Annotated in this window: 14 protein-coding genes and 2 pseudogenes; 7 read left to right on the plus strand and 9 right to left on the minus strand. The window is 69.1% G+C overall.

Annotated features, from left to right (window positions below):
• Position 1 precedes the first annotated feature (1 nt).
• The 4 genes and pseudogenes from B5557_RS31195 to B5557_RS31210 all read left to right on the plus strand — a co-directional run.
• Positions 2–409 carry a hypothetical protein gene (locus B5557_RS31195; protein WP_079662573.1) on the plus strand — a complete coding sequence of 136 codons (408 nt, stop codon included), beginning with the start codon at positions 2–4 and terminating at the stop codon, positions 407–409.
• A gap of 227 nt (positions 410–636) precedes the next feature.
• Positions 637–975 (plus strand): hypothetical protein, encoded by a 339-nt coding sequence (locus B5557_RS31200; RefSeq protein ID WP_079662574.1) that lies wholly within the window; start codon positions 637–639, stop codon positions 973–975.
• A gap of 207 nt (positions 976–1182) precedes the next feature.
• Positions 1183–1764: a hypothetical protein gene (locus B5557_RS31205; protein ID WP_079662575.1), complete on the plus strand. Its 582-nt coding sequence runs from the start codon at positions 1183–1185 to the stop codon at positions 1762–1764.
• 72 nt (positions 1765–1836) lie between these two features.
• Positions 1837–2088 (plus strand): annotated as a pseudogene (locus tag B5557_RS31210) (family 43 glycosylhydrolase); the annotation flags it as partial.
• A gap of 19 nt (positions 2089–2107) precedes the next feature.
• On the opposite strand, the gene B5557_RS31215 reads toward B5557_RS31210, so the two are convergent.
• The 8 genes and pseudogenes from B5557_RS31215 to B5557_RS31250 form a co-directional block, all read right to left on the minus strand.
• A complete protein-coding gene (locus tag B5557_RS31215) occupies positions 2108–3862 on the minus strand; it encodes a pyridoxal phosphate-dependent aminotransferase (protein ID WP_079662576.1) in 1755 nt (584 codons plus the stop codon).
• A gap of 162 nt (positions 3863–4024) precedes the next feature.
• Positions 4025–5080: pseudogene (locus tag B5557_RS31220) on the minus strand (aldose epimerase family protein); the annotation flags it as partial.
• Between the two features lie 60 nt (positions 5081–5140).
• On the minus strand, positions 5141–6385 hold the full coding sequence (gene mmsB, locus B5557_RS31225; protein WP_079662578.1) for a multiple monosaccharide ABC transporter permease: 1245 nt from the start codon (positions 6383–6385) through the stop codon (positions 5141–5143).
• A complete protein-coding gene (mmsA, locus tag B5557_RS31230; RefSeq protein ID WP_079662579.1) occupies positions 6382–7932 on the minus strand; it encodes a multiple monosaccharide ABC transporter ATP-binding protein in 1551 nt (516 codons plus the stop codon). The genes mmsB and mmsA overlap by 4 nt, the downstream gene beginning before the upstream one ends.
• Positions 7933–7962: 30 nt before the next feature.
• Entirely contained in the window at positions 7963–9069 is a 1107-nt protein-coding gene (chvE, locus tag B5557_RS31235; RefSeq protein WP_079665107.1) for a multiple monosaccharide ABC transporter substrate-binding protein, read from the minus strand.
• A gap of 144 nt (positions 9070–9213) precedes the next feature.
• Positions 9214–10185, minus strand: a complete 972-nt coding sequence (locus B5557_RS31240) for a hypothetical protein (protein WP_079662580.1) — start codon at positions 10183–10185, stop codon at positions 9214–9216.
• Between the two features lie 136 nt (positions 10186–10321).
• On the minus strand, positions 10322–11326 hold the full coding sequence (locus tag B5557_RS31245; protein ID WP_079662581.1) for a zinc-dependent alcohol dehydrogenase: 1005 nt from the start codon (positions 11324–11326) through the stop codon (positions 10322–10324).
• The gene (locus B5557_RS31250) at positions 11323–12480 is read right to left on the minus strand and encodes a mandelate racemase/muconate lactonizing enzyme family protein (protein WP_079662582.1); all 1158 of its coding nucleotides are present in this window, start codon (positions 12478–12480) and stop codon (positions 11323–11325) included. Before B5557_RS31250 ends, B5557_RS31245 begins: the two co-directional genes overlap by 4 nt.
• Positions 12481–12737: 257 nt before the next feature.
• On the opposite strand from B5557_RS31250, the gene B5557_RS46360 reads away from it, so the two are divergent.
• Positions 12738–13598 (plus strand): SCO2400 family protein, encoded by an 861-nt coding sequence (locus B5557_RS46360; RefSeq protein WP_079662583.1) that lies wholly within the window; start codon positions 12738–12740, stop codon positions 13596–13598.
• Between the two features lie 136 nt (positions 13599–13734).
• On the opposite strand, the gene B5557_RS43960 is transcribed toward B5557_RS46360, so the two are convergent.
• Positions 13735–13902, minus strand: a complete 168-nt coding sequence (locus B5557_RS43960; protein WP_159424454.1) for a hypothetical protein — start codon at positions 13900–13902, stop codon at positions 13735–13737.
• A gap of 402 nt (positions 13903–14304) precedes the next feature.
• Between B5557_RS43960 and B5557_RS31265 the strand changes: the two genes are divergently transcribed.
• Positions 14305–15351 carry a LacI family DNA-binding transcriptional regulator gene (locus tag B5557_RS31265; RefSeq protein WP_079662585.1) on the plus strand — a complete coding sequence of 349 codons (1047 nt, stop codon included), beginning with the start codon at positions 14305–14307 and terminating at the stop codon, positions 15349–15351.
• Positions 15352–15487: 136 nt separating this feature from the next.
• Positions 15488–16495 carry an ABC transporter substrate-binding protein gene (locus tag B5557_RS31270; RefSeq protein ID WP_079665108.1) on the plus strand — a complete coding sequence of 336 codons (1008 nt, stop codon included), beginning with the start codon at positions 15488–15490 and terminating at the stop codon, positions 16493–16495.
• Positions 16496–16511: the final 16 nt, after the last annotated feature.

Raw genomic sequence — 16511 nt, forward strand, 5'->3', positions numbered from 1 at the left:
GGTGTCGGACGAGTACGAATGGCTGAGGAATCTGCCGCAGGGCTGGGACGCGCCCGAACGCCTGCTCACCCCGACCGCGTCACCGCCTCTCAACCTTGGGGTGCAGGTGATCGGCAGCAACATCGTCGGTAACGACGTGGTCGAACTCGCCGCGCTGTTCATGGCCGAGCACGCCAGGTTCGAACTGTGGATGGGCGGTCACGAGCCGCCCCTCGGCTTCCGGCAGCAGTTCGAGCGGGGCGTCGCCCCGAACGAGGGACTGCGCCTCGCCTACGAGGCATGGGTGGAGTTCGAGACGGCCTATCAGGCCTCGGACCGCAAGATTGATCAGGTGCGGGACGAGCGGGAAAGGCTGAAGACGGCTCTACGTGAGGCCACCGACGCTCTCGTGCGTGCCCGGAGCGAATAGCGAAGGACCGAGGTCCCGGCCGACAGCCTGTCGGCCGGGACCTCGCCTCGTCCGCCAAGGCGACGACGGTCACCGCGACGCGCGTGCGTGAACCGCAGGCGTGGGATGCGAGCCTGCCGGAATTCGACAGGCTCGGTGGTCGGAAGGCGTATCGAGAGGCGGCCGGGGACTTCATGCACGGCGATGGACCGGACAGCTCCATCACAGTGCGGACGCCCAGTGGTGCCATGCACCGGTTCGACCCCAGCACGGGCTACTACGGTTACCTCGACGATGCCTGCGACGGCTACGCGGGGACGTTGTTCGAATACTGGGACGAGCTCTCGGTGAGACGGTTCCTGCAGGGAGTACTGGACGATCCCGTCATCCGGGAGACCGCGGAGATCGACTGGTTCGCCGCGGAAGTGGCCCGGATCGACGGGAAGTTCAGGGAACTCCTCAACGCAGGGTTCGCGGTGCCGGGCGGTGGCCCCGAGTGGTGGGCTCGCAGGATTCCTCGGGTGGCCGACGAGGAGATGGCCCAGAACGTGAAGGACCACTTCGGCATCGAGCTGGAGATCGGCTGACGCCAGGCGGCACCGAACGAAAGCGAACGAGGCCCCGGGCCGACAGCCAGTCGGCCGGGGGCTTCGTCGTCCGGCGGCCGTTTTCACGGGCCGGGGAACGGCTGGGACGGGACTCCGCGCAAGTACCTCAGGTGGGTGGGCGCGACGGTCTACACGGCACGGGCCGCCTACACGGGACGTTCGGGTTCGGTGAGAGGAAATCCTGAGATGACCAGTCGAAGCGCAGGAACGAGCGAATGGACGGCGGGCCTGGCGAAGGCCGGGCTCGTGGTCCGGGACGGCTGCGGTGACCCGGAGGGGTTCATCCCTTCCTTGGTGACTGGCCAGCTGATGAGCGTCCCCCGGGAGGAGCGCCGCGGTGAGGCCTGGGCGGACATCGACGACCCGGAACTGCATCGGAAGGCGAACGCCGACTGGTACCGGCTGGCGGTCGAGGAGGGGCTCTTCCGGGCGGAGGACGCCCGGTTCTTCCTCGCCGCCGGTTCGTCCTGGGTCTGTGTGGAGTTGAGGCCCGACTGGGACGTCATGGGCGAGGGCGCCGCCGGCCCGCTCGGCAGCACCCACTGCCGCCCTGAGTTCACCATGCTCTCGCTGGACGGGAGCGTCCTGCTGGGCGCGACCACGAGTCAGTTCTCGATCGGCACGGTCGTGGTGAAGGAACCACACCGGTCGCAGGTGCTGCGGAAGTTCGCCGGGTGGGTGGTGCAGTCGGATTCCTCCCTCTGCGGCCCGCAGGACAAGGCGGCGGCCCGCCGCTGGCTGGACGACCATCCAGCCTCCGGCGTGTGACCTGAAGCAGAAAGAGCCGAGGCTCCCGACCGACAGCCAGTCGGCCGGGAGCCTCGGCTCTTTCGAAGACTGGTCAAGGTCGGCCGCGCCACCAGCGTCACCGGGCCGTACTACGACAAGAGCGGCGTCGCCATGACCGACAACGGCGGCGCCCCGGTGCTGGAGTCGCACGGGCGCTACATCGGCCCCGGCGGCCAGTCGATCATGCACGACAGCGACGGCGACCTGATCGTCTACCGCTACTACGACGGCAACGACAACGGCACACCCAAGCTCGGCATCAACCTGCTGAACTGGACCACCGGATGGCCCGTCGCCTACTGACCCGACCCCGGTCCGCCACTCAGCCCGCCTGTCCCATTCCCGCCGCGTTCGGCCAGCTCTGGGCGTTGGGCCAGCCGGTGGCCGCCGCGGGGGAGAGGCCGTTGGTGCCGCGGACCTGGGCGGCGGTGAGGCCGCCGCGGGCCGGAACGCCGGTGGGGGTGGGCCCCATCGGCGGGGCGGTGGGCGCCATCGGGGGGGCCATGGCCGGCGCCATGGCGGCCGGAGTCATCGCAGGCGCCATGGCTGCGGGTGACATGGCCGCGGGAGCCATTGCCGGGGCCATTGCCGCGGGGGCCATCGCGGGTGCCATGGCCGCAGGCGTCATCGCCGCCGCCGGAGCCATCGGTGGAGCCGCCGCCGGCACGGGGGCGGGAGTCGGGGCAGGGGCAGGGGCCGGTGCGGGTACCGACTGGGGGAAGATCTGCGCGGCCGCGGGCATCGGCATGCCCGCACCGTCGGACGGAGACGGCTGCGCCGCCGGAGCTGGCATCGCCGGGGCAGCCGCGGCCGTGGCCGCGACCAGCCCCGGCGCCGGCATGCCCATGGCCTGAGCGGCAAGGCCCTGCATGCCCGCCCCGTTGGTGACCAGCCGGTCCACTGCCGCCGTGCCCGAGCTGTAGCCGGCGCCGGCGCTCAGCTCGGGCACGGGGGCTCCCCTCCTGGTCCCGTAGAGCACCTGTTCCAGGCCGGACACCAGGCGACGCACGTCCACCTGGGGGCGCACCACGAGCCTCAGGAAGCGGCTGGAGGAGCCGATCTTGTTTCCGCACTCGCGGACCAGGATGCGGTGCTCGGCGAGCAGCCGGTCGCGCACCACGGTCCCCTCGGCGCCGACGGGAAGGCGTACGAAGAGGAAGTTCCCCTGGGAGGGGTAGACCGTCAGGCCCGGCAGCGCGCTGAGCTGGCTCGCCATGTCGAGGCGGTCGCGGCGGACCTGCATCAGGCTCTGCGCGTACTCGGCGCCGTGGTTCTTGAGGATGAACACGATGTGTTCCGCGAAGGAGTTGAGGTTCCACTTCGGGAGCATCGAGCGGACCTTGCCCGCGAGCGCCGGGTTGGCGACCAGGTAGCCGAAGCGGATGCCGTGCAGGCCGAAGTTCTTGCCCAGGCTGCGCAGCACGATCACGTTCGGCCGGAGCATGGCCTCCTGGACGACGCTCGGCTCGGCCTCCGCGTCCGCGAACTCCAGGAACGACTCGTCGATGACGACCAGGTCCAGGTCGGCCATCGCGTCCATGAACTGCACGATGGCGTGCTTGTGCAGAAAGCCGCCGTCGGGGTTGTTCGGGTTGCAGATCACGGCGACCCGGGTGCCGCGGGCGCGGATGAACTCGGCGTACTGGGCCAGGTCCAGGGCGAAGCCGCTGGACTCCTGGAGCGGGAACATGTCGACCCGCTTGCCGGTCTCCATGGGCTGGTCGGTCCAGCGGCCGAAGGTGGGGACGGGAATGGCGAGGGACTCACGGACCAGCAGGTGGTCGATCCAGGTGATGAGCTCGGTCGAGCCGTTGCCCATCGCCACGGCCTGCGGCGGAAGCTGGAGCAGACTGCACAGCTCAGCGGTGATCGTGTCGGCGCTGCTCGGGTAGTAGGTGATGATGTCGCGCAGCCGGGCGGCCATCTCGTCGAACATGGCCGGCGTCGGGAAGTACGGGTTGCACGGGATGCAGAAGTCCACCGGGCCGACACCCTCGCCGCCCTCGCGAGTCAGCGCCGCCATCGACGGGCTGTGCGCCGCGGTGTTGCGGAACAACGAGGAGACGTTGTCGGCCATGGAACCTCCGTATGGGGCGGGCCCGGCGGGGACGACCGGGCCCGTCGTCATTGGGTGGCCCGCGCGGGGGAGCGCGGGCCACCCGTAGATACGGAGGCGGGGGTGACACCGTTCAACCGTTGGGAAATCGGTAAGAACTTGTGGGCTGTCCGTGAAGGCGGATCAGGTTTCGAACGTGTGGATCGTGGTCGTCCGGTATGTCTGCCCGGGGCGCAGCACCGTCGAGGGGAACGACGGCTGGTTCGGCGAGTCCGGGAAGTGCTGGGTCTCCAGGCAGAGGGCGTCGCCCTGACGGTAGGTGCGGCCGCCGGTGCCGGTGAGGGTGCCGTCGAGGAAGTTGCCCGAGTAGAACTGCAGCCCCGGCTGGTCGGTGGCGATCCTCAGGGTGCGGCCGGAGCGCGGGTCGCGCAGGGTGGCCACGTGCACCGGCTCGGCGGTGACGCCCTTGTCCAGGACCCAGTTGTGGTCGTAGCCCTTGGCCCGGATCTGCTGGACGTGGCCGGCCCGCAGGTCGCGGCCGATCGTCTTCGGCTCGCGGAAGTCGAAGGGGGTGCCCGCGACCTCGGCGAGTTCGCCCGTGGGGATCAGGCCCGCGTCGGTGGGCGTGTAGCGGGAGGCGGCGATCGTGAGCTCGTGGTCCTCGATCGTGCCGCTGCCCTCGCCGGCCAGGTTCCAGTAGACGTGGTTGGTGAGGTTGACGACGGTGGCCCTGTCGGTGGTGGCCTCGTAGTCGATGCGCCACTCGCCGCGCTCGGTGAGGGTGTACGTCACCTTCGCCGTGAGCGTGCCCGGGAAGCCCATCTCGCCGTCGACGCTGGTGCGGCGCAGATACAGGCCGACGTCGGAGCCCTCGGTGAACGGCTCCACGTCCCACACGCGCCGGTCGTAACCGTCGGCGCCGCCGTGCAGGCTGTTGGCGCCGTCGTTGACGTCGACCTGGTGGGCCTCGCCGTCCAGGGTGAACCCGCCCTCGCGGATCCGGTTGCCGTAGCGGCCGATCAGCGCGCCGAAGTACGGGGAGTTCGCGACGTACTCCTCGACGGTGTCGAAGCCGAGCGAGATGTTCGCGTGCCGGCCGGCTGCGTCCGGGACCTGAAGGGACTGCACGATCCCGCCGTAGGAGAGGACCTTCAGTCGGGTCCCGCCGTTCTCCAGAGCCCAGCTGTGGATCTCCGTGCCGTCGGCGAGGGTGCCGAAGAGCGTCTTCACGGGCTTTTTCCGCCTTCCTCATGCGAAGGGCCCCGCCTTCCGGCGGGGCCCGATCCGGATCCGCGAAACCTACGAGCCGGACTTGCGCTTGTTCCACACGTCGAAGCCGACGGCCGCGAGCAGGGCCAGGCCCTTGATGACCTGCTGCCAGTCGGTGCCGACGCTGAGGAGGTTCATGCCGTTGTTCAGCACACCGAGAACGAGACCACCGATGATCGCGCCGAGGACGGTGCCCACACCGCCGCTCATGGACGCGCCGCCGATGAACGACGAGGCGATCGCCTCGAGTTCGAAGCTGAGGCCCGCCTTCGGCGAGGCCGCGTTCAGACGGGCGGCGACCACGAGACCCGCCAGGGCCGCGAGCGCGCCCATGTTCAGGAAGATGAGGAAGGTGACCTTCTTGTCCTTGATGCCCGACAGCTTCGCCGCCGGGAGGTTGCCGCCGATCGCGTAGATGTGCCGGCCGAAGACGGCGTTGCGCATGACGTAGCCGTAGCCGACGACCAGCGCGCCGAGGATGATCAGGATGATCGGCGCGCCCTTGTAGCTGGCGAGCAGCATCGTGACGGCGAGGATCGCGGCGGCGATGGCGACGAGCTTGAGCAGGAAGAGGTTCGTGGGCGCCACTTCCAGGGAGAACTCCTGCTGACGCTTGCGGTCGCGGACCTCCTGGAGGATCACGAACGCGAGCAGGACGAAGCCGAGCAGCAGCGTGAGGTTGTGGTAGTTGGTGTCCGGGCCGACCTCCGGCAGGAAGCCGTTGCCCATCTTCTGCAGACCGTCCGGGAACGGGCCGAGCGTCTGGCCCTTCAGGAACATCTCCGTCAGACCGCGGAAGATCAGCATGCCCGCGAGGGTGACGATGAAGGAGGGTATGCCGAGGTAGGCGATCAGGAAGCCCTGTGCCGCGCCGGCGGCCGCGCCGATGGCCAGGCACAGCACCAGCGCGAGCGGCCACGCCACACCGTGCTGCACGGTCAGTACGGCCGCGAAGGCGCCCGTGAACGCCGTCACCGAACCGACCGACAGGTCGATGTGGCCGGCGATGATCACCAGCATCATGCCGATCGCGAGGATCAGGATGTAGCTGTTCTGCAGGACCAGGTTGGAGACGTTGCGCGGCAGCAGCAGGTCGCCGCCGGTCCACACCTGGAACAGGATCACGAGCAGGCCGAGCGCGATCAGCATGCCGTACTGGCGCATGTTGCTGCGCAGGCCGTTCAGCACCAACTGCAGCAGCCCGCCGCCGGAGGCGGAGCCTCCGCTCTTCTCCGGCGGCGCGTCCGCCGGGCTCTTGGTCACGTCCGTGCTCATCGCGTTACCTCTTTGTCCTTCGTCATCTGGCGCATCAGCACTTCCTGCGTGGCCTCGGCCCGCGGGAACTCGCCCGTGAGCCGTCCGGCGGCCATGGTGTAGATGCGGTCGCACATGCCGAGCAGTTCGGGCAGCTCGGAGGAGATGAAGACGACCGCCTTGCCCTGGGCGGCCAGCTGGTCGATCACCGTGTAGATCTCGAACTTGGCGCCGACGTCGATACCGCGCGTCGGCTCGTCCAGGATCAGCACATCGGGACCGGCGAAGATCCACTTGCTGAGGACGACCTTCTGCTGGTTGCCGCCGGACAGCTTGCCCACCGGCTCGAAGACGGTCGGCGCCTTGATGTTCATGGACTTGCGGTAGCCCTCGGCGACCTGCCGCTCCTCCTGCTCGTCGACCACGCCCCGCTTGGCGACCTTTTTCAGGGCGGTCAGCGAGATGTTGCGGTTGATCGTGTCGATGAGGTTGAGGCCGTAGTGCTTGCGGTCCTCGGTGACGTACGCGATCCCGTGGCCGATCGCCTCGGCGACCGTCTTCGTGCGGATCTCCTTGCCGTCCTTGAGGACCGTCCCGCCCGCGTGCCGGCCGTAGGTGCGTCCGAAGACGCTCATGGCGAGCTCGGTGCGGCCGGCGCCCATGAGGCCGGCGATGCCGACGATCTCCCCGCGGCGCACCTGGATCGACACGTCGTCGACCACCTTGCGCTGCTGGTCGATCGGGTGGTGCACGGTCCAGTCGCGGATCTCCAGGGCCGGGGCCGCGTCCTTCTCCGCCTCGTGCGGGGTGCGCTCGGGGAAGCGGTGGTCGAGGTCGCGGCCGACCATGCCGCTGATGATCCGGTCCTCGGTCGTCTCCGCAGACTTCACGTCGAGCGTCTCGATGGTGTGCCCGTCGCGGATGATCGTCACCGCGTCCGCGACCTTGCGGATCTCGTTGAGCTTGTGGGAGATGATGATCGAGGTGATGCCCTGCTTCTTCAACTCCAGGATGAGGTCCAGGAGTTTGCCGCTGTCCTCGTCGTTCAGGGCCGCCGTCGGCTCATCCAGGATGAGCAGCTTCACCTTCTTCGACAGGGCCTTGGCGATCTCCACGAGCTGCTGCTTGCCCACGCCGATGTCGGCGACGCGGGTCTCCGGGTGGTCGCTGAGACCGACCCGGCGCAGCAGCTCCGTGGCGTGCCGCAGGGTCTCCCGCCAGTCGATGAACCCGCCCTTGGCGTGCTCGTTGCCGAGGAAGATGTTCTCCGCCAGGGAGAGATACGGCGACAGCGCCAGCTCCTGGTGGATGATGACGATGCCGTGCTGCTCGCTTGCCCGGATGTCCTTGAACTGGACGACCTCTCCCTCGAAGAGGATGTCGCCTTCATAGGTTCCGTGCGGATGGACGCCGGAGAGCACCTTCATCAAGGTGGACTTCCCGGCACCGTTCTCACCGCAAATGGCATGGACCTCGCCCTGACGGACGGTCAGTGTGACATCCGACAGCGCTTTGACGCCGGGAAAGGTCTTGACGATCGAGCGCATTTCCAGGACGGGTCCCGCCATGGTCGTGCCTTCCAATCCTTAAGGGTCGACTTACTTGAGCTGGTCCGCCGTGTAGTAGCCGCCCTGGACGAGCTCCTTCTCGTAGTTGGTCTTGTCGACGCCGACCGGCTGCAGCAGGTAGGCGGGGACGACCTTGGTGCCGTTGTCGTACGACTTGGTGTCGTTGATCTCGGGCTTCTTGCCGTTGAGGGAGGCGTCGACCATGTCCGTGGCGACCTGGGCGAGCTTGCGCAGGTCCTTGTAGACGGTCATCGACTGCTGGCCCGCGATGATCGACTTCACCGAGGCGAGCTCGGCGTCCTGGCCGGTGATGACCGGCAGCGGCTTGGCCGCGGTGCCGTAGCCGTCCGACTTCAGGGCGGCGATGATGCCGATGGAGATGCCGTCGTAGGGCGAGAGCACCGCGTCGACCCGGCCCTTGGTGTACGCCGAGGTGAGGTTGTCCTCCATGCGCTTCTGGGCGGTGGCGCCGTCCCAGCGCAGGGTGGTGACCTGGGTGAGCTTGGTCTGGCCGGACTTGACCACCAGCTTCTTGCTGTCGATGTACGGCTGGAGCACGCTCATCGCACCGTTGAAGAAGTACTTGGTGTTGTTGTCGTCGTTGGAGCCGGCGAAGAGCTCGATGTTGAACGGACCCTTGCCGCTCGCCAGGCCCAGCTTGTCGACGATGTACTGGCCCTGGAGCTTGCCGACCTTCTCGTTGTCGAAGGACGCGTAGTAGTCGACGTTCTTCGTGCCGAGGATCAGACGGTCGTAGGAGATGACCGGGATCTTGGCGTCGGCGGCCTGCTGGAGGACGTTGTTCAGGGACTTGTTGTCGATGGCGGCGACGATCAGCGCCTTGACGCCCTGGGTGATCAGGTTCTCGATCTGGGAGACCTGCTGGTCGGGGTCGTCCTCGCCGAAGACCAGCTTGGTCTTGTAGCCCTTGGCCTTCAGGTCCTTCTCGACGTTGGCGCCGTCGGTGATCCAGCGCTCGGAGGACTTGGTCGGCATCGCGATGCCGATGGTCCCGCCCTTGGAGTCGCCGGCCTTCTCGTCGCTCCCGCCCTCACCGGACTGCCCGCAGGCGGAGAGGGTGAGGGCGAGGGAGGCGGCTCCGGCTATGGCGGCGAGGGCGGCTCTGCGGTTACGCATGATCATCATCCTTGATGTGTGTGCAGGGGATCGGTCTCGCGGTGCCAAGGGCGCTCCCGGCGGTGAAGCCGGGAAGACCGAGAAGAAGATGTGTGGGATTCTGGGTGCCTGTGGTGGCTTCTGTGAAGCAAGGTTTCCGGAACGTTATGACTGGGCGTCGAACCTGTTCAGTTCGCCCGGCAGACGAGAGCCGAGAGGCGCCATGTCGCCGTCCGCTCCGTGCCGCGCGAGCAGGTCGAGGGCGAGCCGTCCGCGCCGCACCCGTTCCCGGGCGGTGGAGAGCGTCAGGTCCCGCATGTGGTGGCCGTACGGGTAGATCCCCGGGGCCTTGGACAGGCCGAACTTCAGGTAGAGCGGTGCGCCGCGCCGGATCAGCTCGGCGACCTCGTACATCCGGATGTAGCCGCCGAGATCGTCGGGGGCCTCGATGTACATGTCCATGGGGGCGGCCGACACCCGGCGGATCTCGGTGAGGTGATCCAGCGTCAGGTCGCTGGGCACGTTGATCGAGTCGCCGCCGAGCCCCTCGTACACCGCGTACGAGGCCGGGTTGACGGGGCCGATGAGCGCCGACACCTTCAGCGTGGTGTCGGCCGGGATGATGCCGGCCCGGCGGGCGCGGTGCAGCGTCCACAGCACGCCCTCGTCGGCGACGAGAAGGCACTTGACGCCCAACTCCGTGGCCCGGACGGCGTCTTCGACGCATCCGGCGACGGCGTCGTACCCGCGGGCTCTGAGGCCCCCGCCGCGCGAGTCGGTCCGGGTGGAGCCGCCGATGTCCCAGGTGCCACGCGGCCCGGTGAACAGGCAGAGCTCGATGTCGCGCTCGCCGGTGGCGTCGACCATCTCGGTGATCTCGGCGTCGGAGAGCATCCACACGCCGCTGCCCTGGCTGATCCGGTGGATCGGCACGTCGAGGCGGGAGGCTTCCTTGAGGATGACGGCCAGCGCTTCGGGACCCTCGCACGAGGGGACCTCGGTGCGCCAGCGGCCGCCGCCCGGGAAACTGTGGGCGGAGGCGTCGGCGGGGTCGAGTGCGGGCGCGCCCAGGCCGAGCGTGGTGAGCGCCTGCTCACCGGGTCGACGGGGGGCCGTGGCGGAGGCGTCGGTCGTCACAAGCTGTCCTTTGTGTTCGATATATCGGACGAGGTTCGCGGCTCAAGGCGTGCGGGGTGCGGGTGCGGGGTTGGGATGTACGCCGGTACGGGGGCCGTCAGATCACCCCCGTACCGGCGTACGGCTAGGGGGTGGCCTAAGGCCGGAGCAGCACCTTGCCCACCTTCGGATCGCCGGATCCCACCAGCTCGATGGCCTCGGAGAACGCGGCGAGCGGCAGCTCGTGGGTGACCAGCGGCAGCGGATCCAGCAGACCGGCCCCGAACACCCGAACGGTGTGCGACCAGGCGTCCGGCGGCGCCCCGAAGACGGTGTGCACCTCCAGCTGCCGTACCACCAGGTCCGTCGGGTCGAGCCCGTCGGCGCCCGCCGCCGGGATGCCCGTGAGGACCAGACGTCCGCCGCGCCGCAGCAGCGAGGCGGCCGTGCGGGCGGCGGAGGCCGAACCCGCGGTCTCGATGACGACGTCGAAGTCGTCGGGGAGCTCCTGGTGCCGGGTGCGGAAGTCGGTCGCCCCGAACTGCCGGGAAAGCGTCTCCCGGTCGTTTCGGGTGCCCACCACCAGCAGCTCGGCCGGCGAGCCCGCCTTCAGGAACTGGACGGCGAACATGCCCAGGGTGCCGGTGCCGACCACGGCCACCTTCTCGCCGGGCAGCGCGTGCGCCTTGATCGCGGCGGCCGCGATGCAGGCGGCGGGCTCCAGGAGCGCGGCGGCCGTGAGGTCGGCGTCCTCGGGGAGCACGTGCAGCAGCCGGGCCGGCAGGGTGAGGGTGGCGGCCATCGCCCCGGGCTGGGTGAAGCCCGTCTCCTCGTAGCCGTCCGTGCACAGCGTTGTCTCGCCCGCGTGGCAGCGGTCGCAGACCTGGCAGTTGCGGAAGCCCTCGCCCACCACCTTGCGGCCGACGAGCGACGCCGGGACCCCGGCGCCGACCGCCTCGACCGTCCCGGACCACTCGTGGCCCGGGGTCAGCGGGTAGCGGACGTACCCCTCCGGCCGGTTGCCCTGGTACACCTCACGGTCGCTGCCGCAGATGCCGGTGGCGTGCACACGCACCAGCGCCTCGCCGGGCTCCGGCTGCCGGGGCTCGTGCGGGACGAGCCGGTGCTCGCCCGGCGCCTCGACGACGACGGCGGTGCTCACTTGCCGGCCTTGGGCTTGCGCTGCTCCCAGCCCTCGGCCCACAGGTCGAAGCGGGCCTGCTGCTGCGGGAACTCGGCGGCGGCGTCCACGTCCAGCTCGACGCCGAGGCCGGGCTTGTCGGAGAGGTGGAAGTAGCCGTCGATCACCTCGGGCGCGCCCTTGACGACCTTCTTGATCTCCGCGTCCGCGAAGTCGTTGAAGTGCTCGAGGATCTTGAAGTTCGGGGCGGTGAACCCGACCTGGAGGGAGGCCGCGGTCAGGACCGGGCCGCCGACGTTGTGCGGGGCGACGAGCATGTAGTGCGTCTCGGCGGTCGCCGCGAGCTTGCGCGTCTCCCAGATGCCGCCGATGTGGCCGACGTCCGGCTGGATGATGTCCACGGCCTGGCTCTCGAAGAGCTCACGGAACTCGATCCGGTCGTGGATGCGCTCACCGGTGGCGACGGGGATGTCGACCTTGGCGGCGACCTTCTCCAGCGCCTTCAGGTTCTCCGGCGGGCAGGGCTCCTCCAGCCAGGCGGGCTTGAACGGCGCGAGCTCGTTCGCGAGCCGGACGGCGGTCGAGGGGGAGAAGCGGCCGTGCATCTCCAGCATCAGCTCGGCGTCCGGCCCGATGGCGTCGCGCACGGCCTCGATGAGGGAGACGGCGTACAGGGTCTGCTTGTGGTCCAGTTCGAAGTGGCCGGTGCCGAAGGGGTCGATCTTCAGCGCCTTGTAACCGCGCTCCATGACCCCCTGCGCGGCCTTGTGGTACGCCTCCGGCGTCCGCTCGGTGGTGTACCAGCCGTTGGCGTACGCCTTGACCTTGTCGGTGACCTTGCCGCCGAGCAGCTGCCAGACCGGCACCCCGAGGGCCTTGCCCTTGATGTCCCAGCAGGCCATCTCGACGACGGCGATGCCGGACATCACGATCTCGCCGGCGCGCCCGTAGTCGCCGTACTTCATCCGGCGGGTGAGGTCCTCGACAGCGAACGGGTCGGAGCCGAGAATGTGGTTGGCCTCGGCCTCCTTCAGGTAGCCGATCAGCGCGTCGGTGTGGCCCAGCATGCGGGTCTCGCCGACACCCGTGATGCCCTCGTCGGTGTGCACCAGGACGTAGGTCAGGTTGCGCCAGGGCGTCCCTACCACGTGAGTGCTGATTCCGGTGATGCGCACGGAAGTTACCCTTCGGCTGTTCGAGATTTCGTCACATGTTCGAAATGCTGGGCAGACAGTAAGTTTCGCGCGACGGGGGTGTCAATGGGTCGAACGAGTAACGGTTTCGACACTTTCGCGGGCCCTTGCGAAAGTCGAAGGGTCGACGGTGTGTGACAGCTCACTCAAGTCGCCGCGCCGGTATGGCCGGTTTCCCACACAACTTTCACAGCCGGGCCTGGGAACGTGACCGTCCGGGAACTTAGTCTTCCCGCGTCATGGACTACTGCCACCCGTGCCGAAGGCACCTCAACGGCGCCCTCGTCTGCCCGGGGTGCGGCGCACCTGCTCAGCAGCTACGCGCGTATCAGCCCACCGCGTACGAGCCCGAACCCGAGCCGTATGCGCCGGAACCGTACACGCAGGGGCCCGAGCCGTATCCGCTGGACGCGTCGGCGCACGAGGCGCCCGGCGGCCCGGACGGTCACGGTGATCATGAAGACCACGACGATGACGATCGCGACGATCATGACGATCGCGGAGTCGACGCCGGCGAGCCCCAGGGGCGCGCCGCGCGCCGCCGTGGGCAGGGCCGGGGTACCCGGCGGGGCCCTGAAGGCACGGCTGCCGCATCGGACGCGAGCCGTCGCGACCGCAAGGCCTCGGCCCACCGCCGGCGCCGCAAGCGCGTGGTGCTGATCACCGCCGGCTTCGTCCTGGCGGCGGGCGGCCTGAGCCTGGCCGAACTCGGCGTGGACGCACCGGGGTTCTCCTCGCCCCACAACCCCGAGGTGGCCGGGGGAGAGTCGTCCGAGGTCGACGGGGAGGCGGGGACGGTGCCGGAGCCGAGCGCGTCCGGGCGGCCGCTGGACGACAGGACGGACCCGGGCGAGGCCACCCCCTCCTCCTCGCCGAGCCCCTCCGCCTCCCCGTCGGCGTCGGAGTCCACGAAGGACGGCAAGGCCACGCGGTCCCCGGACAAGGAAGCCCAGTCGGCCACCCTCCCGGCCTCCTCCGGATCGACCACCCCGTCGGACCCGGACTCCGGCTCGAACCCCACACCGACCGCCGCCCCCACCGCGACCCCACAACCCTCCCCGACCGAAACATGCACCCGCTTCCTGTGGTGGTGCTCTTGAGCCCTCTCCTGCCCGAGGGCAGGAGATTCCGGTCCGTGCCACTACGCGGCACCTTCCCGCCCGTCCGGCGGTAGCTCCCACGACTCCGTTGTCGGACACGGCGATCTCGGCCATGCTGCTGCGCCCCTCCGGGCCGCTACGGGCAGGTGAGCCGTCGGGCGGATGCCGGCCCGGTTGGACGTTCGTCCAGGCCGGCGTTGCCGATGTCCAGGACGGGGTGGCCGATGTCCAGGACGGGGTGGTCGATGTCCAGGACGGGGTGGGGGATGTCCGGGAAGGGGGTTGATGTCCTGGGGTCGCGCACATCGGCTGGGCGTGGACTGAGGTCGCGTGCGTTGCCGTCGTGTGGGCCGTCGTCGGGGCGCTGCTTGGGGCGCTGCTCGGGGTGGGTGGCCCGATCGGGCCTTCAGGGCTCTGACCAGGGAAGATGCGCCATAGTTGTCATGCGCGTTATGGAACCGTGACGACCTTCCGGTGCAGCCCTCTTGACCGCCATGAATTGTTAGCGCTCACAATGACCTCCGCTTCACCAGTCAGCGTCCGACGCGAACACGGGAGTTACGAGCGGTGTGCCCCTAGTGTTTCAACTCGCCTTCATTCCCCGTGCCGTTGCACTCACCGGAACCTCGGCGTGACGTCGGCGGCGCGGGATCATCCAGCCCCATCACAGGACTTATCGGCAGACCGGCGCCAAGGAGGTGCGGCCGTGACACACACTCAGCTTCGGCCGCCCACCATGGCCGACGTGGCACGCCAGGCCGGTGTGTCCCACCAGACCGTGTCCCGCGTGCTGGGAGACCACCCCAACGTGCGGGACGAGACGCGGGCCCGGGTGCTGCGTGCGATCGAGGAGATGGGCTATCGCCGCAACTCCTCCGCACGGGCCCTGGTGACCCGGCGTACCCGGACACTGGGCGTGGTCGCCTCCGACACCACCCTCTACGGGCCGGCCAGCACACTGTTCGCGCTCGAGGAGGCGGCCCGCGCCGAGGGCTATCTCGTCTCCACGGTCAGTCTGCGCAAACTGACCATGGAGAGCCTGTCCGAGGCGCTCGACCACCTCAGCGAGGGCGGGGTGGAAGGCGTGGTCGCCATCGCCCCGCAGCGGTCGGCGGTGGACGCCCTGGCCGAACTCCGTCACCCGTTCCCCGTGGTGATCGTGGGCAGCGGTCCGGGAGTGGACATCCCCGGCGTCAGTGTGGACCAGCACCTCGGCGGGCGGCTGGCCACCGGCCACCTGCTGGCCGCGGGCCACCGCACGGTCTGGCACCTCGCCGGGCCCGAGGACTGGCAGGAGGCGGCCGACCGGGCCGCCGGCTGGCGGGCGACCCTCGAAGCGGAGGGCATCGAGCCGCCCATGCTGCTGCGGGGGGACTGGAGTCCGCTGTCGGGCTACCGGGCGGGCCAGGAACTGGCCGGCTGGGTGGGCCGCGGGCTGACCGCCGTCTTCGTCGCCAACGACCAGATGGCACTGGGGGTGTTGAGGGCCCTGCGGGAGGCGGGGGTCCGAACCCCCCAGGACGTCGCGGTGGTCGGCTTCGACGACATCCCGGAGTCGGAGTTCTTCGCTCCTCCGCTCACCACCGTCCGGCAGGACTTCGTGGCGGTGGGCAAGCAAGGCATCGCACTGCTCCTGGAGCTGATCGAGGGCCGCCCGCCCGCCACCCCCTCCAGGATCGCGATCGAACCCCAACTCGTGGTGCGCGCCAGTACGTTCCCGTACGCGGCCCAGTCGGAGCGCGCACCCCTTTGACCCCATCGGTCGGACACACCTGCCCAGCGGTGTGGCCGACATCTCGAACGATGATCGACAGGCTGGACGCAGTATGGCCGGTCCCATCGAGTACCAGCAGGTCCGTCCCCGGGCCGGCTCTTCAAAGGAGAAGAACATGCTCAGCAGAAGAAACTTCCTCACCGCGGCGGTCGGCGTGGCGGCCGTGGGCGGTCTGGCGGCCTGTGCCAAGAAGGACGACAGCTCCACCGGCTCCACCTCCGCGGGCGGCAGCAAGGCGATCACGCTCGGCTTCTCCCAGGTCGGCTCCGAGAGCGGCTGGCGCAGCGCCAACACCACCTCGGTGAAGGACGCGGCCAAGGAGGCGGGCTACAACCTCAAGTTCTCCGACGCCCAGCAGAAGCAGGAGAACCAGATCTCCGCGATCCGCAACTACATCGCGCAGAAGGTGGACGTGATCGCCTTCTCGCCGGTGGTCGTCACCGGCTGGGACGCGGTGCTCAAGGAGGCCAAGGCCGCGAAGATCCCGGTGGTCCTCACCGACCGCTCCGTGGAGACCTCCGACCAGTCCCTGTACGTCACGCTGGTCGGCTCCGACTTCACCGACGAAGGCCGCCGCGCCGCCAAGATCCTGGAGAAGGTCATCGCGAAGGCCGGGCTCAAGGCCCCGGTGAAGATCGCCCAGTTGGAGGGCACCACCGGTGCCGCCCCGGCGATCGAGCGCGCCAAGGGCTTCAAGGAGATCATGGACGCGGAGCACAAGGCCGACTGGAAGATCGTCGTCAGCCAGACCGGTGACTTCACCCGCGCCGGCGGCAAGCAGGTCATGGCGGCCTTCCTGCAGTCCAACCCGGACATCAACGTGCTCTTCGCGCACAACGACGACATGGCCATCGGCGCCATCCAGTCCATCGAGGCGGCCGGCAAGAAGCCCGGCAAGGACATCCTGATCGTCTCGATCGACGGCGTGAAGGACGGCTTCGTGGCCATGTCCGAGGGCAAGATCAACGCCATCGTCGAGTGCAACCCGCTCCTCGGCCCCCAGCTGATGGACGTCGTGAAGAAGGTCAAGGACGGCCAGACGGTTGAGCGCTGGATCAAGACCAAGGAGGGCGACTTCATGCAGGACCAGGCCAAGGCCGCGCTCCCGAGCCGCAAGTACTGACCGACGCACCCACCGG

The organism is Streptomyces sp. 3214.6 (assembly GCF_900129855.1).
Classification (GTDB): Bacteria; Actinomycetota; Actinomycetes; order Streptomycetales; family Streptomycetaceae; genus Streptomyces; species Streptomyces soliscabiei.